Source organism: Peribacillus simplex (genome assembly GCF_900156045.1).
Lineage (GTDB): Bacteria > Bacillota > Bacilli > Bacillales > DSM-1321 > Peribacillus > Peribacillus simplex_D.
Window position 1 is genome coordinate 33,982 of sequence record NZ_FTMX01000003.1, and the last position, 21,054, is coordinate 55,035.

Annotated in this window: 24 protein-coding genes; 6 read left to right on the forward strand and 18 right to left on the reverse strand. The window is 41.7% G+C overall.

Going from position 1 to position 21,054, the window contains the following annotated elements:
- Positions 1-28 precede the first annotated feature (28 nt).
- Positions 29-469, reverse strand: a complete 441-nt coding sequence (locus BW986_RS11515) for a peptidylprolyl isomerase (RefSeq protein WP_063234129.1) — start codon at positions 467-469, stop codon at positions 29-31.
- Between the two features lie 162 nt (positions 470-631).
- Here BW986_RS11515 and BW986_RS11520 point away from each other — a divergent pair, with 162 nt between their 5' ends.
- On the forward strand, positions 632-1,624 hold the full coding sequence (locus tag BW986_RS11520; protein ID WP_076368060.1) for an NADPH:quinone oxidoreductase family protein: 993 nt from the start codon (positions 632-634) through the stop codon (positions 1,622-1,624).
- A 39-nt stretch (positions 1,625-1,663) separates the two neighbouring features.
- On the opposite strand, the gene BW986_RS11525 is transcribed toward BW986_RS11520, so the two are convergent.
- The 3 genes from BW986_RS11525 to BW986_RS11535 all read right to left on the reverse strand — a co-directional run bounded on the left by BW986_RS11525 (position 1,664) and on the right by BW986_RS11535 (position 4,197).
- Positions 1,664-3,130 carry a PAS domain-containing sensor histidine kinase gene (locus BW986_RS11525; protein ID WP_076368061.1) on the reverse strand — a complete coding sequence of 489 codons (1,467 nt, stop codon included), beginning with the start codon at positions 3,128-3,130 and terminating at the stop codon, positions 1,664-1,666.
- Positions 3,131-3,276: 146 nt separating this feature from the next.
- A complete protein-coding gene (locus BW986_RS11530; RefSeq protein WP_076368062.1) occupies positions 3,277-3,705 on the reverse strand; it encodes a cell wall hydrolase in 429 nt (142 codons plus the stop codon).
- Positions 3,706-3,927: 222 nt separating this feature from the next.
- Positions 3,928-4,197, reverse strand: a complete 270-nt coding sequence (locus tag BW986_RS11535; protein ID WP_034310405.1) for a DUF1292 domain-containing protein — start codon at positions 4,195-4,197, stop codon at positions 3,928-3,930.
- A 303-nt stretch (positions 4,198-4,500) separates the two neighbouring features.
- Between BW986_RS11535 and BW986_RS11540 the strand changes: the two genes are divergently transcribed.
- Complete coding sequence (locus BW986_RS11540; RefSeq protein WP_076368063.1) at positions 4,501-4,905, forward strand: VOC family protein; 405 nt, start codon at positions 4,501-4,503, stop codon at positions 4,903-4,905.
- Between the two features lie 182 nt (positions 4,906-5,087).
- Here BW986_RS11540 and rpsN read toward each other — a convergent pair whose 3' ends face one another.
- The 11 genes from rpsN to purT all read right to left on the reverse strand — a co-directional run bounded on the left by rpsN (position 5,088) and on the right by purT (position 12,826).
- Positions 5,088-5,357 carry a 30S ribosomal protein S14 gene (gene rpsN / locus BW986_RS11545; protein WP_076368064.1) on the reverse strand — a complete coding sequence of 90 codons (270 nt, stop codon included), beginning with the start codon at positions 5,355-5,357 and terminating at the stop codon, positions 5,088-5,090.
- A complete protein-coding gene (locus tag BW986_RS30195) occupies positions 5,336-5,524 on the reverse strand; it encodes a hypothetical protein (protein ID WP_076368065.1) in 189 nt (62 codons plus the stop codon). The genes rpsN and BW986_RS30195 overlap by 22 nt, the downstream gene beginning before the upstream one ends.
- Before the next feature lie 109 nt (positions 5,525-5,633).
- Positions 5,634-5,780: a hypothetical protein gene (locus BW986_RS30200; RefSeq protein ID WP_179086060.1), complete on the reverse strand. Its 147-nt coding sequence runs from the start codon at positions 5,778-5,780 to the stop codon at positions 5,634-5,636.
- A gap of 65 nt (positions 5,781-5,845) precedes the next feature.
- Positions 5,846-5,995 (reverse strand): 50S ribosomal protein L33, encoded by a 150-nt coding sequence (gene rpmG / locus BW986_RS11555; protein WP_076368066.1) that lies wholly within the window; start codon positions 5,993-5,995, stop codon positions 5,846-5,848.
- A 23-nt stretch (positions 5,996-6,018) separates the two neighbouring features.
- Entirely contained in the window at positions 6,019-7,212 is a 1,194-nt protein-coding gene (locus BW986_RS11560) for a GTP-binding protein (protein WP_311316552.1), read from the reverse strand.
- 640 nt (positions 7,213-7,852) lie between these two features.
- Entirely contained in the window at positions 7,853-8,023 is a 171-nt protein-coding gene (locus tag BW986_RS30205) for a hypothetical protein (RefSeq protein ID WP_179086061.1), read from the reverse strand.
- Positions 8,024-8,165: 142 nt separating this feature from the next.
- Positions 8,166-8,546, reverse strand: a complete 381-nt coding sequence (locus tag BW986_RS11565; protein ID WP_179086071.1) for a nucleotide excision repair endonuclease — start codon at positions 8,544-8,546, stop codon at positions 8,166-8,168.
- Between the two features lie 199 nt (positions 8,547-8,745).
- Complete coding sequence (locus BW986_RS11570) at positions 8,746-8,898, reverse strand: YpzG family protein (RefSeq protein ID WP_076368068.1); 153 nt, start codon at positions 8,896-8,898, stop codon at positions 8,746-8,748.
- 102 nt (positions 8,899-9,000) lie between these two features.
- A complete protein-coding gene (locus BW986_RS11575; protein WP_076368069.1) occupies positions 9,001-9,648 on the reverse strand; it encodes a DUF4352 domain-containing protein in 648 nt (215 codons plus the stop codon).
- A 22-nt stretch (positions 9,649-9,670) separates the two neighbouring features.
- Positions 9,671-11,038, reverse strand: a complete 1,368-nt coding sequence (locus BW986_RS11580) for an alkaline phosphatase (protein WP_142244584.1) — start codon at positions 11,036-11,038, stop codon at positions 9,671-9,673.
- A gap of 630 nt (positions 11,039-11,668) precedes the next feature.
- Positions 11,669-12,826: a phosphoribosylglycinamide formyltransferase 2 gene (gene purT / locus BW986_RS11585; RefSeq protein WP_076368071.1), complete on the reverse strand. Its 1,158-nt coding sequence runs from the start codon at positions 12,824-12,826 to the stop codon at positions 11,669-11,671.
- Positions 12,827-13,096: 270 nt separating this feature from the next.
- Here purT and BW986_RS11590 point away from each other — a divergent pair, with 270 nt between their 5' ends.
- Positions 13,097-13,423 (forward strand): hypothetical protein, encoded by a 327-nt coding sequence (locus BW986_RS11590; RefSeq protein ID WP_076368072.1) that lies wholly within the window; start codon positions 13,097-13,099, stop codon positions 13,421-13,423.
- Between the two features lie 436 nt (positions 13,424-13,859).
- Here BW986_RS11590 and BW986_RS11595 read toward each other — a convergent pair whose 3' ends face one another.
- The 3 genes from BW986_RS11595 to katA form a co-directional block, all read right to left on the reverse strand.
- The gene (locus BW986_RS11595; RefSeq protein WP_076368073.1) at positions 13,860-15,053 is read right to left on the reverse strand and encodes a M14 family metallopeptidase; all 1,194 of its coding nucleotides are present in this window, start codon (positions 15,051-15,053) and stop codon (positions 13,860-13,862) included.
- Positions 15,054-15,123: 70 nt separating this feature from the next.
- Entirely contained in the window at positions 15,124-16,653 is a 1,530-nt protein-coding gene (locus tag BW986_RS11600; RefSeq protein WP_076368074.1) for a glycosyltransferase, read from the reverse strand.
- A gap of 206 nt (positions 16,654-16,859) precedes the next feature.
- Positions 16,860-18,314: a catalase KatA gene (gene katA / locus BW986_RS11605; protein WP_076368075.1), complete on the reverse strand. Its 1,455-nt coding sequence runs from the start codon at positions 18,312-18,314 to the stop codon at positions 16,860-16,862.
- A 609-nt stretch (positions 18,315-18,923) separates the two neighbouring features.
- Between katA and BW986_RS11610 the strand changes: the two genes are divergently transcribed.
- The 3 genes from BW986_RS11610 to BW986_RS11625 all read left to right on the forward strand — a co-directional run bounded on the left by BW986_RS11610 (position 18,924) and on the right by BW986_RS11625 (position 20,820).
- Complete coding sequence (locus BW986_RS11610; protein WP_076368076.1) at positions 18,924-19,814, forward strand: TetR/AcrR family transcriptional regulator; 891 nt, start codon at positions 18,924-18,926, stop codon at positions 19,812-19,814.
- A gap of 302 nt (positions 19,815-20,116) precedes the next feature.
- Positions 20,117-20,335, forward strand: coding sequence for a hypothetical protein (locus BW986_RS11620; protein ID WP_076368078.1), 219 nt, complete (start codon positions 20,117-20,119; stop codon positions 20,333-20,335).
- 137 nt (positions 20,336-20,472) lie between these two features.
- The gene (locus BW986_RS11625; protein WP_076368079.1) at positions 20,473-20,820 is read left to right on the forward strand and encodes a phage holin family protein; all 348 of its coding nucleotides are present in this window, start codon (positions 20,473-20,475) and stop codon (positions 20,818-20,820) included.
- Positions 20,821-21,054: the final 234 nt, after the last annotated feature.

A 21,054-nucleotide genomic window follows, 5' to 3' on the forward strand; every position in this document is an offset into this window, starting at 1 on the left:
AGCATAATGCCCCCTCTTTTCGCTTTCATCATTCAGCGTCAAAAACTTCGACTTTTTCCATTTTGTCGCCATTTTTCATGGCTTTGGCTGTTTCAAGTCCAGATGTCACTTTACCGAATACCGTGTGAACACCGTTAAGATGCGGTTGTGGTTCATGCACGATAAAGAATTGGCTTGAGCCTGTGTCTTTTCCGGCATGTGCCATCGATAGGCTTCCTGCCTCATGTTTGTGAGGGTTTCCTTCTGTTTCACATTTGATTTGCTTGCCGCTTCCGCCTGCACCAGTACCTGTTGGATCTCCTCCTTGGCTTACGAAACCAGGGATTACACGGTGAAAGACTACGCCATTATAAAATCCTGTGTTTGCCAAGTTTTCGAAGTTAGCCACTGTGTTCGGTGCTTCGTTCGGGAAAAGGTCAAATTCGATTTTTTCTCCATTTGCCATAAGTATGTATCCTTTTTTAGCCATGTTAAACATCTCCTTTAATATGAACTGAATCAAATCTAATAGTACCATTTTTAGAAGCAGAAAGAAAAGCAAGCGCTACTTATTTTGAATTGTATCATTATACATTCCTATATTTTTTCTTTTATAATGGGATAGATTCATTATTTTAAGGGGGAACGAACCATGATACAGCAATTTGATGCATTGGTCGTGAACAAGCAAGATGATCAATTCACCGTTAACATTCAGCAACTATCACTTGATGACCTACCTCAAGGCGAAGTGCTCATCCGTGTTCATTATTCCGGTGTGAACTATAAAGATAGCCTTGCGGCAATTCCAAATGGAAACATTGTCAGCACCTATCCGATCGTTCCGGGAATTGACATGGCTGGTGTTGTCGTTTCATCTGAGGATTCCCGCTTTAAAGAAGGAGACGAAGTCATTGCGACCTCCTACGGGATTGGCGTTTCCCAATCAGGGGGCTATAGTCAATTTGCCCGTGTTCCTGCAGAGTGGATCGTCCCGCTTCCTGATGGCCTTACAATGAAAGAGGCGATGATCATCGGAACGGCCGGTTTCACCGCAGCCTTATCGGTTCTGCGACTGGAAGAAAATAATCTCAACCCTGAGCAAGGAAGCGTTCTCGTCACTGGTGCAACTGGCGGGGTCGGCAGTTTCGCCGTCTCGATCCTTTCCAAACTTGGCTATTCCGTTGAGGCGAGTACAGGAAAAGAATCGGAGCATGAATACTTGAAGGAAATCGGTGCGGCGACCATCGTTTCGCGTGATGAAGTATATGATGGCAAACTGCGGGCACTGGGAAAACAGAAGTGGAGCGGGGCGATAGATCCCGTCGGCGGTGAACCGTTAGCCTCGGTCCTTAGCCAAATCAAGTATGGCGGAGCTGTGGCGGTCAGTGGATTGACTGCTGGTACAAGCCTTCCAGCCACCGTCTTTCCATTCATTCTAAGAGGGGTTAATCTGCTTGGGATCGATTCGGTCAATTGCCCGATGGATACAAGATTGAAAGTTTGGCATCGCCTTGCCACCGACTTTAAACTCAACCATTTAGAACAGCTCATCCAACAGGAAATTACACTTGAAGAATTGCCTGACGTCCTTCCCACCCTATTAAAAGGGGAAGCAAGAGGCAGGACGATCGTTAAGCTATAAACCAAAAAAAGTGACGAGAGCATGGCTTCTCGTCACTTTTCATTGTGAACTTTCATTGATAGGAAGACTGATATCTACAATCGTCCCTTCTCCCACTTCGCTGCTGAAATGAATTTCCCCATTATGCTCATGGATGATTTTAGTACTGACCATGAGCCCAAACCCCGTTCCTTTTTCAGAGGTGCTATAAAAAGGCTGCCCTAGATGTTCCATGCGCTCATTTGAGATTCCGCAGCCTGAATCAATGAATCGGATCATTGCATAGCATCCTCCATGGTGTAACTGTATATGAAGTTTGCCGCCATTCGGCATGGCTTCTATCGCATTATTGACGACATTCGTGAATACTTGTTTTAACTGATTCGGTTCGCCAAAGACAGATACCGACTCCGTATTATATTCCTTGATGATTTCAACATCATTCAATATCGCTTGAAACTCGGCTAACGTAATCACACTATCCAATATATCGTTAAGCTGGATGTATTCACAAACCTTCGCTTCAGGCTCTGCTAAACTTAAAAATTCATTGGCCAGGGTTTCGATTTTTTCAACTTCACTGACCGTCATTTCAAGATAATCCTTTTGCTCAGGATTTTCCCTTAATAATTGTAAAAATCCTTTGACCGTAGTTAATGGATTTCTTAATTCGTGTGCGATACCCGCAGCCATCTGCCCTACCGCTGATAACATATTGGATTTACAGAGCAGCTCATCGGTCTTTTTACGCTCCGTAATATCCCTGCAGAATACCTGTATGGCCGGTTGACCTTTATAAATAATCGGAAGACCGAGTGTTTCTCCATAAAATACTTGTCCGTCAAGTCGAATGAACTTTTGTTCCAGTAAACCAACCGCCTGGTGATCATCCCTCATGATATCGATTCTTCTTTGTACACTCTCCCGGGACTCCAGGTGAACGAACTGAAAAACCGATTTACCGATAATATCTTCCACACTATCCATCCCAAGCATTTTTGCCCCCATGGGATTCATATACTCGATGATCCCATTGCGATGTACAAAAATCGCTTCAGGTGACACCTCCACTAAACTGCGATACCTTTGCTCACTTTCCTTCAAGGCAGCTTCGGCAAGTTTTTGGTTCGTGATATCCCGATAAACGAAAACCAGAGCGCACGGCTCATTTTCATCATCCCGAATATTGAACAGGGAGATGCTTACATCGATTAACTGGCCATCCTTCCTTAACCTGACCGTTTCAAAGCCTTTCTTTTGTACCCCTGCCTTAATCTGGTCATGCAATTCATTGACTGATTCCTTCAAGAAATCAGGAATAATAGGAAATGGCATGCCAATGAGCTCATCATTCGTCCAACCGAAAAACTCTTCAAAAGCTGCATTCACCTGAAGGGTCTTTCCTTCCAGATCAACAATGGAAATGGCGTCCGGGTTGTTCTCCATGAAAGACTTAAATTTCTCGGTATTATCCTCCGGCTGTACTCCCATTTGCCCTTGTCCAGAATTAATAAGCCTTTTACTCATCAATTTTTTATTCCTTTCTTATCCGGAAATTTACAGTCTCAATTTTACAGTATCAGTAAATCATTTGCCAGTTTTATCATATGATTTTTCCTAGTTAAAGACTGGTGCACAAAGAGGCCAAACCTCCATAAGGTCCAGCCTCCTCCTTAAAATGTATTATAAATGTTCGGACATTCCGTACCTGTTGGTTCATAAAAGCAATGAAGCTTGAAACGCCCAACCAAGGGCTGATTATACCATGTTGCCGGACAATCTCCCGGCGGCCTGAAGTACCATAGGCTAAATTTCGCGGGCCATAGCCTTTCACCATTTACGTTTCTGCGCGCTAGCCTTTTTTCCCTATCCCTTGCCCGCTGATAAAAATACCCCTTCTGTACAGCTTCAAAGGCATGCTCCTGATAAATCATGTCTGGAATCGTCCTCAACCCTTTGAAATCGGAACAATTCGACCTAATCCGATTGATCCCTACATTACCGATCATCAACATGCCTTGATCACCTTCACCCTCGCCTTCCGCCCTAAGCAATCTTGCCAATAAGGCAATATCGGCATCAGTGTGCTTTACAACGGCCATCCCATCACCTCCACTTTTTTTATCCTATGCCTCGGAGATGGAAAAATACTCCGTTTATTAACAAAATCTTCATATGTAGCACACGTCCTATCAATAATACAACCCTATACTTAAGTAAGGCTGGATAGCACGCGTGGCTATCATGGTATTTGGCGAAGGCGGGGCCAATACTTTCTTTATACATAAAAAAAAGGCGGCACACAATGTGCCGCCTTTATCTTGTCATTCTTTCGCTTCAAATGCCGCTTCAAACGCCAATGATACCTTTTCGAACTCTTCATCCGATTCGATATCGAGCAGTTCACCTTCGCCTTCGACCCTGAAAAAGAAAATATCGATATCTTCATCTGTATCCTCTTCAATATCTTCAAGTAAACCTACTGCAACATATTCCGTTCCTTCTACATCCAATGATCCTAAAACCTCTACTTCATGGCCTTCATCGCTGTCATCGGTAAGGGTGAAAACTTCACCTTCACGAATTTTTCCCATACTACCTCTCCTCTCATATCCATTAATAATGGAGTTGTTTGTAATAGTATATCGACTATTCCATTTAGAAACAAATTTTTGCCATGGAAATGATGAATTCCAATCTTTCCAAGAAAAGAATCTTCAAGAAAAACTATGGAAGAAAACTATTATCCCATAAGCCATTTATCATTTTTTCATTATTCACCAATACTTTCCCTTTGTTAACATCATTTAAAAAATTATCTAAAACGCAATAAAAATGTAATTCAATTCCGAATAATCTTATATATACTAATATTAGCTATATTGCATCTGGCTATAATGAAGGAGGAAGATTTCTTGGCTGTGAAAAGGGTCGATCACATTGGCGTCGTTGTAAAAGATCTTGAAAAATCCATCGCCTTTTATCAAGATGTGCTGGATTTAAAATTAAAAGCACGCATGACTCATACTAATGGGGTAATCGAACTGGCATTCCTGGGTTACGAAGAGTCGGACGAAACAGAAATAGAATTGATTCAGGGATATAGCGACACACTGCCATCCGAAGCAACGATCCACCATTTTGCCATTACCGTGGATGATATCGAAGAAGAATATGCCCGGATCAAAAACTTGGATAATACTGAGCTGATTGATGAAGAGATTGTCACCCTTCCAAATGGTTATCGCTATTTCTACGTATATGGACCGGAAAAAGAGTGGATTGAATTTTTCCAAAGGTAAAAAGCAGAGTCTTAAAGACTTCTGCTTTTTTAACGTTCACTTTACAAGCCGCTTCGTCAATGTCCAACAAAATCCACAGATAAAAACCCTTTCTTGTTCAACAAAGGCTCCTGTTCTTATAAATGATTTCCATAAAAAGTAAATGAAAGAAAGACTATTTAATCACCTTTCATCACCCATCTTCACCAGCTTGACTTTTTGACACCCGGCAGTTGCCCTTTATGAGCAAGCTCTCTAAAAACGATACGTGACATGTTGAATTTGCGCATATATCCACGAGGCCTCCCCGTTACTCCACAACGATTGTGGACCCTTGTCGGCGATGAATCACGAGAGAGTTTGGCCAATGCGGCATAATCCCCTTTCTCCTTCAATTCCTTTCTAAGTTGTGCATACTTTTCGACCATTTCCAACTGTTTTTGCGCTTTTATCACTTTAGATTTTTTCGCCATTCATATTCTCCTTTTTTAAAGATTTTTTTTATAGATTCTATAAACTGTTCACAATTCGTTCCGCTGCCTGTCTTGCTCCCGATATATTCCTGGATATCTGGAGCATGTTCACCAACGCCAATTGAAATCGCAAGTTTTTGTCCTACATGCCATCGATTGTTTTGCAATTGGATTTTTTATCCCTGTCCCTTTTTGCAGGCACAGAGGTGACTTCCCCTTGCACCCACGCCTAATGGATAAATCTACACCATGTTCATTGAAGGATTTCCGTAAAAGTTATTGTTCCAGGCTGCCGTTTCCACTTATTTCTGCAGGCTGAATGGATACACATCCAGATGGTGTACGGATGGAGAATGTTAAAAGGGCATTGAAATGACTTCCGTACAATGCCAAGCCTCCGCCAATAATGATCCATTCCAACATGAACCTCCCTCCTTTTACACCATTCTCTTCAATAAAACATAATCATTACGATTTAAACCTTAAAATTACTTCGTTTCACGGTGAAGCGTGTGTTTCTTCAATCGCGGGCAGTACTTTTTCAATTCGATCCTGTCTGGGTCATTCCGCTTGTTTTTCGTCGTGATATAATTTCGGTCCCCTGATTCTGTGCATGCTAAAGTAATGTTTACTCTCATTTTTGTTTCCTCCTAACGTTTTTTTAATGAACCATTTCCGTGAATGCAGGCAATTGATCTTCGTACTGAGACCAATCCTGCTGCATCTCAGTTTCCGTCAATAAGCATTGATCTAATTCAGTTTCGATTTCCTGTTGATTCATTTGAATGCCAATCATCACCAGCTCAGTCATCCTGTCACCGTATACTGCATCCCACCGTTCCAATAATTCAGGTGCCTCCTTTAAAATTTGGCGCTGTTCTTCCTCAGGGTATGCTGCAATCCATTTACCAGCCGCTTGTAAAGTTAATGACGGTCCTGCCTGCGATAGTAAACCTGCCGTATCATTTCTCGATGCCAGCCAAAGGAAGCCCTTTGCCCTCACCACTTGTACGGGCCAGTTTTCTAACCACTCCATCAGCCTCTCGGGATGAAAGGGTATATTCCTTCTGTAAACGAAGGAAGAAATCCCGTACTCCAGGGTCTCTGGGATATGCACTTCATTCAATTCCTTTATCCAGCCAGCTCCTTGGCTTGCCTCTTCAAAATCAAATAATTGCGTATTCAATACATCCTTTAGCGGCACCTTGGAATGATTTGTTTCGATGATCCTCGCATCCGCATTCATTTTTTGAAGAACCGCTTTCAATTCCTCAACGGCGTCAGCATCAATTAGATCGATTTTATTCAACAGGATGACATTGGCGAACTCTATCTGATCTATTAATAGATCGACGACTTCCCTGCCATCCGCAGAATCAGTTGCTTGCATCCTGTCAATGAGTGTTTCTCCTGAAGTGAAGTCTTGCCAAAAGTTATACCCATCAACAACGGTAACCATCGTATCAAGCCGGCAATATTCCGCTAAATCAATTCCCATGCTTTCATCAACATACGAGAAGGTTTGAGCTACAGGTACCGGTTCACTTATCCCAGTCGATTCAATCACGATGTAATCAATGTCCCCTTGTTTCGCCAATTTCTCCACTTCAATCATCAAATCCTCACGAAGCGTACAGCAAATGCAGCCATTCTGCATTTCCACCAGTTTTTCATCCGTCCGGGTAAACCCTCCCTGCTTGACCAGAGAAGCATCAATATTGATTTCACTCATATCATTAACGATGACGGCAACCTTCAGATCATTCCGATTTTCAAGAATATGATTCAAAAGCGTCGTCTTTCCCGCACCAAGGTATCCACTCAATACCGTAACCGGAATTTTCTTCATCTCCATCGCTTTCCACTCCTTTACCTGATACCTTCCTACAAATCAAAATCATTACGATTTAAATCCCGAAGCTATCTCTCATGTAAAAACACCCTTTTATAATAAAACGTAATCATTACTATTTGCAAGTTTTTTTCAAAATTGCCTCCAAATACTTTTCCTGACAATTGTAATCACGATTGCTCCAATACTGCTTCAGGGGCAATCACGGATAAATGAAAGGTGCTGACATTCTTCATGAAACTTAAAACAAGGCTGTTTTCGCATACTTTGTTGCTATTTACCAAGTAGTGCGGTGTGGTTGATTTCCCCTCCAGATGCTCGCTTTCCGCGGGGCGGGCGGTGAGCCTCCTCGGCGTAAACGCCTGTGGGGTCTCACCTGTCCCGCTGCTCCCGCTGGAGTCTCGCACTTCCGCTCCAATCAACCTTAAATCGTTTATTTTTAAAAACAACAATCTTTACGAAAAGAGCCTAAAACAAAAATTAAAAGGAAGCCCAATCACACATCATGTGTAAAGAACCTCCATTGAGTTATATCATTTAATGTATTTTTGACAAGCTGCTGATCATCAACAATGTTTCATTTCCCAATACATTTTTCTTTTTCTTAGTTGCAAATGGAGAAAAAAATCATTTGTCACTATGCTTATTCCGCCATTTCCCACCCTGAAGATTTTACTGTCTTTTGTTCAAAAGTTTCAATTTCTCTCTGTTTCGCCAATTTAGAAGCTTGTGACATGGACCACGTTAAATTCCCAAAGGCAATCACTGTCCCGATCGAGATAACTAACACCTTTTTACAAAGTATTTTCTTCAATAGCTTCCTCCTGAGAATGTATTGGAATACTCTAAATATAAACCAGCAATGTTAACCTAACATGTAGCAGCTGTAAATGTACGAAATTATTTTTGGACACAAAAAAGCTGACTGCATATGCACTCAGCTTTTCATAGGCTTCTTATTTATAAAACACTTTGTCGACGTTGTATTTAGCATGAAGCTTATTGATCATGTACGTTTCATAGATTTCACGTTCCATAGCGTCTTCGACTAAAAGAATGTCAATTTTCTTGACTTCATTACGATGCTCTTTAAGCGGAGAAACATTATCCTCGAAATGCTTCTTGACCCTTGGTCTTAATTTACGTGCTTTACCGACAAAAATCACTTCATCATTTTCATTGTAAAATAAGATGATGCCGCCTTTATCACGGGGAATCAAATGAAAATCGATAAACCCGTAAATTTCAGGAATGACAGGTTCGTCTCCTTCTATAACTTGCTTTCTTTGTTTGATGCTTATATCCGCTGCAGGGATTTCAATTTTAATCATTACAATTCACGTCCTCTATTTGTATAAAGTGAAACGTTCAATCGGAAACGAAACTTCAGTTTCACGCCAAGCTCATCACTTCAATCTTAAAGGTAAATGGTATCATAATAATGAGTGAAAAGCCATGTATGCCTTGATTGGTTTTCTGGATTAAATATAAAGAAGAAGACTCGCTGGGAGCCTCCTTCTTTGTCGGAAATATCCGTTACCACCTGTGAGCCTTTGCATTGCTTCTTAGTATAATGTTCGTTTGTGATTCTTGCGTATGGCCATTAACTTGAGAATTTGAACGCTTAGGTCTTGTCCAATTATGGTGAAACTTTTGAGAATGTGGATCTAATTGATCTTTATAGCTCATTCTGTGTCACCTCATCATTAGGATTTGGATATTCCGTTCAGTGATAGTAATCCTATCACTTGTTCTAGTATTTTATTTTTCCAAGGCATTTATACATACTCTTTAAAAAGCGAATTCAGCTGATTTGCCTTTTGCAAGGACTTTCCCTTCTTCATCCACCGCATCACTTGTCATGACGGATACGCCCTTTATGTTTCCATCATTTAGAATGAAACCGATGTTTCCGCTTTTTGAACCGTTTCCTTCTATTTCACCAGCAAGTTCTTCCAAGTAGATATCATCTTCCCATGTCAGATGTTCTCCTCTATCCGTTTCAAGGAAGGCAACTGGGGAAAACATGATTTTTTTATCCGTATTATTTTTGATTTCCACGTTCATTTTTACGATATCGAAATCTTCATCATGCGTATAGCCGTGGAAGAAATCAATCATGCTGTAATCCGGAGTGGCATGCATCACTTTCATTTCTTTGACTTTAACCTCGATCGGGCCAACATTCAATGTTTCATTCACTTTTTTATAGGCCTTCAAAGTCAATTCGCCTTTTGCATCGGAAACGTTCTGACCGATCTGGTTCAATTTTATATCATCAGGAAGCTGTGGATTCGGAACATAGACATCCTTTTTTACCAGTGGCCGGGCAACTTCCTCTGTTTTTTCTTTAGCGTTCGTTTCTTCTTTGTAAGCTGGTTGGGTATTAAGAGCACCAAAAGCCGTTAATAACAGGGCACCAATCATCAGTCTGTTCATCGAATCCCTCCCTGAAGTGTTTTTACTTCTTTAATAGATCAAAGATGATTTTGGCTTGATCCGTGTTATCGACCTGCCCTGCAAAACGTTCTTTATATGGTCCATATGCGTAGACCGGAACATCTTCACCTGTATGTCCCCCGGTAGTCCATGCAGTATTGGTCCGATTGTCGAATATGGCTTCGATGGCGTTATCGATGTTCGTCACATTTTTTGATTTGGCAGCTTCTGTTACCGTTTTGATTTCACCGTCAGTTAGCTTCACTTCATTTTGATCAATATATTGCTTTAATGTCTTTTCAACATCGGCCCCTTTTACGATGGCATCCGCCATGAAGTCAGGGGTGCGTTTGGCTGCCTTGATCGGTTCACCATACCAGTTATATATTCCTTTTGCCCCGATCGAGAATCCCCCTGTAGAGTGATCCGCAGTAGCCACAACTAAGGTATGTTTGTCTTTCTTCGCAAATTCAATGGCCGCTTTATATGCTTTTTCAAAGTCTTCCATTTCACTCATTGCACCTACGATATCATTATCATGTCCGGCCCAATCGACCTGGCTTCCCTCGACCATCAGGAAGAATCCATCTTTGTCTTTATTCAAGCGCTGGATCGCCGAACTTGTCATGTCTGACAAAGAAGGCGTTTCACTTGGGCGGTCAATCATTTTCGGGAGTCCTTCAGAAGCGAATAAACCAAGTACCTGTTCATTTTTGTCCTTAAGCATTTGATTTTTATCAGTCACATAACTGTAACCGTCTTTTTCGAAGGCTTTCGCCAAATTGACATCAGGTCGGACAAAATTTGACTTTCCACCGCCCAATAGGACGTCAATTTTATGTTTGCCCTTGACTAATTCATTATAATAATCGTCTGCGATTGAATTCATGTTTTTCCGATTTTCATCATGGGCGCCAAAAGATGCAGGTGTCGCATGAGTGATTTCTGAAGTGGCAACCAATCCTGTTGCTTTTCCTTTTTCCTTTGCTGCTTCCAATACGGTTTTGACTTCAGATTTATCGTTATCCACTGCAATAGCAGCGTTATAAGTCTTCACTCCGGCAGACATTGCCGTTGCGGCAGAAGCTGAATCCGTTATATTTTGTGCAGAGTCTTCTGGGTAAGTCATCTGCTGGCCAACCAAGTATTTATCAAACTCTGTCCGTTCTGCCACCTTCGTACCAGGGTTATCTTTTAAATACCGGTAAGCGGAGGTATAGGAAACACCCATGCCGTCACCGATCAGGAATATCACGTTCTTGATTTCCGGGTCTTTTTTTGTCTTATCCTTTGCCGAAACACGATCCGCTGCGGACCATGATAAACCTCCAAATGCTATTGCTGAAGCCAGTGTGATGGGCAATACCTTTTTACTCCATGTGCGATTCAAATGAATAGCCTCCCTTTAATTTTTTCTATTTAATTAAACTATAGGTGAAGAAGATGAACCCAATGTCAAGGCTATGTAAAAATGCAGCAGGATAATTGTTAAGACAAGGTAAAGGGACATGCCACGGAATTGCATGCCACTTTTATGCGGGTTGTTGGTTGTTCAGGAAAATCACCAGTAGTGGGGCCATTTTACAGGGGTTGATGAGTGAAAAGATTTAGTTAACACGAGCTTGGGTAAGTGATCTTTTTTTATTCGATGTCTTCAAAACAGGGTGACTTGTGAGGAATTTGAAAGTGCTAAAAAAATCAGTGGAGAAAAGAAAATAAAGCACCCTATCACTATCAGGATGCTTAAGAGTCAGACTGTAGACAAATTCTCAGTTCGGGATGAGACCAGCCTACCGTTTTTCTTTTAAAAGATATTCAATTTGGTTGGAAAGGTTGTTCAAGACTCCTGCTTAGAAATGCGGGTCCAAGGGGAATCCCACACGCAAAGGGCACCGAGGGCGGACCTCCCGCGGAAAGCGAGTGCCTGAGTGGAAATCAATTTGGGTTAAAGAAATCCGCTCCCTTTCCGCCCCCCTTTGTCGACAAACTGAAGCTTTCTACCCAAAGGGCTTTTAAACGATTACTTCTCTACAACTAAACATTCCAAAGCACGGGACGCATTCACTCTCGCCAATTCGATTGAATCGGCAGACGACAGGGCGACTGCGACCCTTCTACCTGCCTTTGTAACAGGTTTTCCGAAAAGGCGCACTTGTGTATTAGGTAGAGCCAAAGCCTGTTCAACACCGACTATAGAATATTCCGATAACTCATCCTGCGCTTTTAATGGACGGCTGGCACCTGGACTGATCAGCGTGATTTCCGGGATGGGAAATCCTAGAATCGCCCGAATATGCAGGGCAAACTCCGACAAATTCTGAGTCACTAAAGTCACTAGCCCCGTATCATGCGGACGCGGGGAAACTTCACTGAAATAGACTTTATCCCCTGAAAGGAAAAGCTCAACCCCGAATAATCCGTAGCCCCCAAGTTCATCCGTAATGGCATGCGCAATTCTTTTTGCTTCCATTATTTGTTCTTCTGTCATATCATGCGGCTGCCAGGATTCAATATAATCCCCGCCCTGCTGAATGTGACCGATGGGGGCACAAAACATGGTACCATTTATGGCCCGGACAGTAAGCAGCGTGATTTCCGAATCAAAACGGATAAACTCTTCAATGATCACCCGTCCATTTTGAACCCGGCCGCCTTCCATCGCAATCCTCCAGCAATCCTCCAGGTCACCTTCCGTGCGGCACACACTTTGCCCTTTACCTGAGGAACTCATCAGCGGTTTTACCACATTGGGAAATCCAACTTCCTTGGCAGCTTGGACAAATTCTTCATATGTATCTGCGAATTTGTAGGCTGCGGTCGGAATCTCCAGGGTTTCAGAAGCCAATCTCCTGATTCCTTCACGATCCATAGTCAATTTAGCCGCTCTTGCCGTCGGAATGACATGAAAGCCTTCCTCTTCCAATTTGATTAATTCAGATGTAGCGATGGCTTCGATTTCCGGTACAATTAAATCGGGTTGTTCTTTTTCCACAATTCCCCTTAATTGTTCCGCATCCAGCATATCGATCACATAACTGCGATGAGCGACTTGCATGGCAGGTGCATGTTCATAGCGGTCTACAGCAACGGTCTCCACACCAAGTCGCTGTGCTTCAATTATGACCTCTTTCCCCAATTCACCCGAGCCCAATAATAAAATCTTTTTCGATTTATACATTCAGTCTCTCCTCCTCCATATCCTCAAAATCATTATATACGAACTATAAACGAATAAACATAAATATTTATTCGTATTTTCATTTAAATTGCATCAAAAACAATAAACAAAATTAATTCATTTAAGTTTTTTTAAATACCCACTTGACAAATAGGAATAATAAGTTTTATGCTGGATGAAAGTATATAAGCTGACCAGTTCACTGGAGGCTCCCTATTCAGCATGAGTAGGGAGCCTTTTCGTTTTTATCAATAAGGGAGGAAAAACACTATGCAAAAGGAATCAGTAAGGCCCATTTTCCCTATTTTGAATGAGAAGAAAAATGGCCGCCTTGAGGATATGAAGTACATCAATCTGCCTGACAGATTATTTTTCGAATGGTGCCGGCAGCAATATGACCTGAATAGAGGGGTTTACAATGCAATCGATAATTGGTTCTATCAATATGGCATTGACCATATACTTTACCGAAGGATCAACCTTTTAGCTTTTTTGGAATTTGCTGCACCCCCGGCACAAGAGGCCGGAAAGACAAAGTTCATTAAATTCGGCAGTGGCGGACTAACAAAAAAGTTGCAGGAGTTCATTGCAGATTAACCTGAATTTTATAGGGCCCTTATCAGTAACGCCCATTCTCCGCCTACTGGTAAGGGACACTTATGCGAATGTCGAAATTTGCATTACGATTATTTTTGAAAATGTAAGCGCTTTCTATTATAATGAAATTAGGTTGGATGGCATGCGTGGCCGTCACAGTATCTGGCGTAGGTGGGGCCGATACTAAAGTTAAGGAAGTTAAACTTCTTACCGTAAATGATTAGAATTCCTTTTGGTAAGGGCTGCAATATTACTGGGACATGGAGAATGTCCGTTAATTTCAGGCTTAAAAGCGTGTCAATCATGCAATCGATAAGTAAAGCATGACTTTACTTATTTTTTGCAGCAGCCCTCATCGTTTCAAGTCTAATAGTTTATAAGACTAAAAAGCTCTTCCCCATGGTAACGGAGTTGAGCTTTTTCATTTGGTCAAAATTCACATATATAACCCTGCCAAGAAAATCCCAAGCGACTTCTGATAAATCTCATCGAACTGTGTTATAGGGAGGGGATTCGTTCCTTTGCCCAGCTCCACGGTAAACCCCGGCCTGCGCCAATCCTGAATGAACCAATCCTTATACCCTGCGTAACTATTGGCGGATTTGACAGGCTCATATCCACTGACCCTCGCAAACTCATTGACTATCGTTTCCGACTCGGGGGGTTCCAAACCTTCAAAGCCCCAATAAATGACCTCTCCTTGGGTATGGAACGCAAGGACTTTGCCAAAATCACGTTTTCTTGTCAACTCTGACATTGCAATGGCCTCTGGCTGTGTAAGCGGACCTTCCCCGGGATAATTTGCCGGACCTGGCTCCGTTACATTATTGCGTTCTTTTTCCAGCTCCCATTTGGCGGGAAATTGATCATTCAGATCCACCCCGTTAATATTTGCTTTCCAGCCAGAGAAGTCTTCGCTTCCATTATTCCATTCCACGAGCCGTCGTCTCAATGACTCATCTGCAGGCGGACCTTTTAGAACCAACTCCACTCCGTCCGGATTCACCATTGGGACGATCGACAGCATCGTCTGTTGATAAAAGGGAAACAGAGATAGACCGCGGATGTCAGCCTGATTCGTGATTGCGAGTAAATAATCATTTAAAAAGGTCATGATCACAGGCGTCGTTATCCACTCATTCGCATGAAAGGAACCATTATAGTGAACTCGTTTGTTACCATTTCCAATCAGCACTTCGGGAATATCCCTTTCAAGCACAGAGTCACCGATCGGGGAGGTTTTAATAAATGGATAGATAGTTTTCAAACGTCTTACATCGGTCATCATCGTCTCATAATCATATTCCCGGTTTCCTTGAATTAGCCTCCACGTAATCCTTAATGGCACAGAAATTGTCTGACCAACTTGCAGGGCGTTCGGGTTGAGATTGGGATTAACCAAAAATAGGGCATCCAATGAAAGATGACGTGACCTGGCAATTGCCCATAACGAATCACCTTGTTTAATATTATAACCGGTCGTCGTAAAGCCAGGAATTTTGATTTGTTGGCCAATCATAAGTGCAAGTGGATCGATTCCACTATTGGAATCAATGATAAGTTGGTAATTCACCTTGAATAATTGGCTATAATACCACAAGGAATCATTTTGCCGCACAAAAACGTCCATACTGCACCTCCTCTTAACCAAATGTATGCTGATTCGATTTAATTATTGCCAACGCACCCTCATCGAAAAGTCACTCCTCAAAACGAACCAAATTGGGAGCATCATCCAGAATGCTTTGATATTGCTCAGTATTTCCATACTTACCCTCAGGGTCTAATTCCTGATATCTTTTATATTTCTCCATCCGATCTTCTTCTTTGGCCCAGCCCAGATGCTTTAAGCGAATGTCGGATAACTTGTGAGGCAATTCAAAGACATTTTCTGCAAATCTCCCACAATGCTGCGGCCTATCGTTCCATTTACATTCAAACCCTTCCCGATACCTGACCAGGAACGGCCGGTAATACCGGTGAGCGCACCAGCGTCCATCCTCCCTGTAATGGGTTTCATTCCAAAAGTCATATAACCGGAAGCAATATACGTCCACTTCTTGATCACTTATCAGCTGCCTGACTACCTTTTTGAATCTTTTTTCAAACATCTCATCAGCGTCAAGATTTAAAATCCACTCAGGATTTGACTTCACCGTCTCCGACCATTGCTGTTTACGAAGTTCGATTTCATTGGAGAACTTGGAGACATCATTCCTGATGATACGCACCGGTATCCCCTTCAATGCCTCTAAACAAACCTCTGCGGAATCGTCCGTGCTGCCATCATCAATAATCACAGCTTCATCAATATGATCACGAATTTCCTCTAAAACCTTCTTTAGATAACGGTCACTTTCATTTTTGATGACCATGCTCAGCGTTAATTTGGGACGGGATGCCCCTGGAGCTTCCCGTTTATCCGTCCGCTCAAGGAATTCCATCGCACCGTCCAAGTCTGAATTCCTGTATATATGATAAGCGGGCAAGTGGGTATCAACATGCAAGGAAAAACCTAACGCTGCGGCACGGATGCAAAAATGCCGGTCTTCACCCCAAAATGATAGATTCTCGATCATTTTAAAATTCACACCTGCTTTCAACGCCTTTTGGCTGATGAGTGTACAGGCACCCAGGCCCCCAACTTTATGAACACCAGGTGTTCTCATCTGTCGGATATACGACTGATAACGTGTGGTGATCTCCGAGTCAGCCAACGCTTGACCGCGTGATATCTCCCATTGGGTGTATTCATCGTATAACCATACTTGAGGCCGTTCTTCGGCATCAGGCTGCCATTTTGTCCAAAAAATATTAGAGATGATATCCTTTTTGGCAGAAATAAGCTGCTTGATGGTCAGAGGATATAACAGGAGGTCCGAGTCGATTAAAAATAAATAATCATAGTCTTCCTTAATCGCGTGTTCGATTATTATATTTTTGAAATCAGCGACCTTCCAAACCAGATTTTCATTCCAGTAATGGGTAATGCCATTACACACGTATATATCACTTTGATTGGATGACAATATTTTTACATTGTTCCGCTCCTGACTGAAATCCTCGAGCATTTTGCTTGATCGCTCATCTTCATTGTCATCAACGAAGAAAATGCCAAGCTCCAGTCCCTCCACATCCAACCTTTTAAGTGAGAGCAGGAACTTTTGTAAAATATCTGGTTTCTGGTAAATTGGACTGCCTACTAACACCCGATTCTTTTTACTAGTCATAAATTCCACCCTTTACCGATAATTTAAGTAACTGGCCCCCAATTAATCTGACCGCATGACTTCCTTACAAACATTTATAACTATATATTCTTACCGATCTTGTCGGGTGTCATTTATATAACGGAGCCCTCCATAAAACAAACAAAGCAGGCACCCATTCATGAATGGATGCCTGTCTTCATTTAATAGATTGGGAGTCCCATATTTTACGCTTCTTGCGGTACTGGCAAACCTAAACCTTCGGCTATGCGCGTTCCGTATTCTGGATCGGCTTTGTAAAAATGACCGATTTGACGAATCTTGATTTCTTCCAATTCCACAGGTTTCATTGCGCCCACGATCGTATCAACAAGTCGAGTTTTCTCTTCAGCACTCAGTAGACGGTATAAGTCACCTGCTTGAGTGTAGTGATCATCACTATTATGACCAACTTGTGCAGCTTTCCCAGTCACCTCGAAAGGAGTGACTTTATTTTCCGTTGTTTCGGCAGGGCCGCTAAAACTATTCGGCTCATAATAAACAGATCCCTTGCCATTGTCATCAGCACGCATGAAGCCATCACGTTGATAGTTGTTCGCCTCCACTTTCGGACGGTTCACCGGAAGCTGGTTATGATTCGAGCCCACACGGTAACGGTGTGCATCTCCATATGCGAATAGGCGTCCTTGAAGCATCTTGTCTGGGGAAGCTTCAATTCCCGGTACGAATGTTCCTGGTGAGAACGTGGCTTGCTCTACTTCAGCAAAGTAGTTTTCAGGATTTCTGTTCAATACCATACGGCCAAGCTCAATCAGCGGATAATCTTTTTGAGACCATACCTTCGTCACATCGAATGGATCGAAACGGTATGTATCCGCATCTTCCAGAGGCATGATCTGAACATATAATTTCCATGCAGGGAAGTCCCCTTTTTCAATGGCATTGAAAAGATCTTCCGTATGGTAATCAGGGTTTTCACCTGCTAATTTTGCAGCTAGATCTACATCAAGGTTTTTGATGCCCTGTTCTGTTTTGAAGTGGTATTTCACCCAAACGCCATTTCCTTCAGCATTCACCCATTTAAATGTATGGCTTCCGAAACCATGTGTATGACGAAGTGTAGCAGGAATGCCACGATCGGACATCAGGATCGTCACTTGGTGCAGAGATTCTGGTGAATGTGACCAGAAATCCCAAACAGCCGTAGGGTTTTTCAAATGTGTTCTAGGATCTCTCTTTTGTGTATGGATGAAGTCAGGGAACTTAATCGCATCGCGAATAAAGAATACAGGCGTATTATTACCGACGATATCGTAGTTTCCTTCTTCCGTGTAGAATTTAACAGCAAATCCACGCGGGTCACGGACTGTATCAGCAGAACCCAATTCACCTGCAACTGTGGAGAAACGGATAAAAAGATCTGTCTTCTTGCCCACACCATTGAAAAGTTTAGCTTTCGTGTACTGAGAAAGGTCGTTCGTTACTTCGAAAGTTCCGAAAGCACCGGCACCCTTCGCATGAACTACACGTTCAGGCACACGTTCACGGTTGAAATGGGCTAGTTTTTCCAATAAGTGTACATCTTGAATGAGTACCGGGCCGCGTTCGCCAGCAGTAATCGAGTTTTGATTATCTCCTACTGGAGCTCCCCAGCTTGTAGTAAGGTTTTTCTTATTCGACATAATTGAACCACCTTTTCATTAATATTTATGTATATAATGATAAAGCTTCTCAGAAAAAAATCAATACTTATTTATAATAATTTTAATATAATAATCAATTCATTATTATTCCGTTGATGATATGACCTCGCACAAAACCATAATACGGAAATCATAAATTGCATACACGTTGACGTAACAACTTATAGGCATAATTGAATTCCTAATAATGGTATACGACCCTTATAACCAATATTCCTTCATGACAAGTGATTTTATCATTTCTCCTACCAATGAGATAGTAATCGAGAATGATAACGAATAATGAATACTTTGCGCTACTTTACCTATTTCCTTCTATTTATCTTATAACAAACCGAACTGTTCTCCTGTGACTTTATTCACTTCATCAGGCTTTATTTACATGGCGAATGAAGGAGACATAGAAGCTGAATTTTTCATTGCTTTGTGAACCTTAACTTCAGCAGAACTCTTCATAAACGGACTGAAACAAAAGGCCTTCACCCTTATTTCGCTGGAGAAATTGTAAACATACTGGTTTGTGTTCGTATAGAAAATAAGATACTATTACGTTAAAATGACCGTCCAATAAGAGTAAGGGTGATATATATGAATGAGCGCAAACAACTGGTAGTTAAATATGCACACCAATTATTTATTGAAAAGGGTTATCAAGCCACTTCCATTCAGGATATTTTAGATTATAGCGGCATTTCAAAAGGAACATTTTATAACTATTTTTCTTCTAAAAGCGAATTGCTTAAGGCAGTCTTCCTGACTTCGCAAGAAAAATTACAAAAAGAGCGGAATGAATTGCTGATTGGGCAAAACCTTGCAGATATTGAAATATTCATTAAACAATCCGAATTACAAATGCACTCCAACCAAAGCAATAAAATCTTTTTCTTATATGAAGAAGTAATGATTTCAAATGACACCGAACTTAAGAACTTCATCACGCATGCGAAATTCCAGCATATCCATTGGCTATCAAAACGGTTTCTGGACATTTTCGGTGCTGATAAAAAACCTTATATTTTGGACTGTGCCATTATCTACTCGGGGATGATGCATCAAACGATTCATTTTAATGCCTTGGCTAAAGAGCCCGATTTCAACCCTACTGAAATTATCCGTTATTGTGTCGATAGGATTAAATCGATTTTCGAAGATGTCAGCTCGTCAAAAGCACAGCTTTTGGAACCCGATCTCATCAAGCAATGGCTGCCAGAGTGCTTCCATACACAACAGGATTTTCATACAGCACTCCTGCACTCTGCAAACGACCTAAAAAAGATGATCCTGAGGCTATGCCAAGATGATGAAGCAGAACGGGTCAAAAACTTGAAATTGATTCACTTTATCCAAGAGGAATTATTACAAAACGTTGAACCGCGGATCTTTCTCATCGAAAGTGCCCTGCTTTCCTTAAACACCAACCCGAAATTGAAAAACACATTGGAATTAAGTGAATTCGAAAAGATCATTGCCAACAACTAAATAGAACCTACTGGGTCGCATTTTGCAGACAAATAGGGGTTCTTACGGCGAAAAGGGAGCGGGCTTCTGAAAGACTGGACCTTTTTAAATGAAAAGACTGTCGAACGGTGTTTTTAAAAAGACTTGCTTATCCTTCATGGTTTACTTTTTATATCGGATGAAACCTATATTGGATGGAAGAAATTTGCGACACTCCTGCCGAATAACTGGCTAGCCGAGACCCCACAGGCGCTTGCGCCGATGAGGCTTGGCAGACAGTCGGCGGAAAGGGAGCGGGCTTCTGAAAGACTGGACCTTTTTAAATGAAAAGACTGTCGAACGGTGTTTTAAAACATGACTTGCTTATCCTTCATGGTTTACTTTTTATATCGGATGAAACCTATATTGGATGGAAGAAAGTTGCGACACTCCTGCCGAATAACTGGCTAGCCGAGACCCCACAGGCGCTTGCGCCGATGAGGCTTGGCAGACAGTCGGCGGAAAGGGGGCGGATTTCTGAAATCGAAAGGACCTTTTTTTAGTAAAAAGGTCCTTTCGATTCTGGGGGAATACATATCGTATTCCTCTTTTTTTTGTGACAATTCAGCAAACATATAACTGAAATTCATGAAATTTTAGTATAATGACATATAGAAAGTGTCTTCAGGAGGAGTTATTCATGAACATAATAATGCGTTTTCTTATCAACGGGCTGGTATTGCTCGTTATTGACTGGCTTCTCGACTCCATCACGATTAAATCTTACGGAACAGCCTTGCTGGCGGTTTTTATATTATCGATCATGAACTTGCTGGTTAAACCCATTCTCCTGCTTATCACATTGCCGATCACCATCCTGACGTTCGGGTTATTTTCTTTCATTATCAATGCCTTCACATTCCAAATCACATCCTATGCCGTCAGTGGCTTTGTAATAAATTCTTTTTGGGGAGCTTTAATCGGATCATTGTTATTGAGTTTCATTCAAAGTCTTCTTATAAAACAGAGTAAAAAAAACCGGCAGTAGCATGCTGTTGGTTAAAACTGTAGACAAACTCGACTTCACCGAGTTTGTCTACAGTTTTTTTAGGAACTACATACTGAAACAGTACATTGGATTTCTGAAGGTTTTTCGTATCATTTTCATTTCCATAACAGCCTTCGATATTTCCCGGGCTATTCCCCTAAATTTCGCTAAGCTTCACTAGCCGTTTTCTCTCATTTTTGACAATACTTTTCCCCATGACGTTACATATAATAT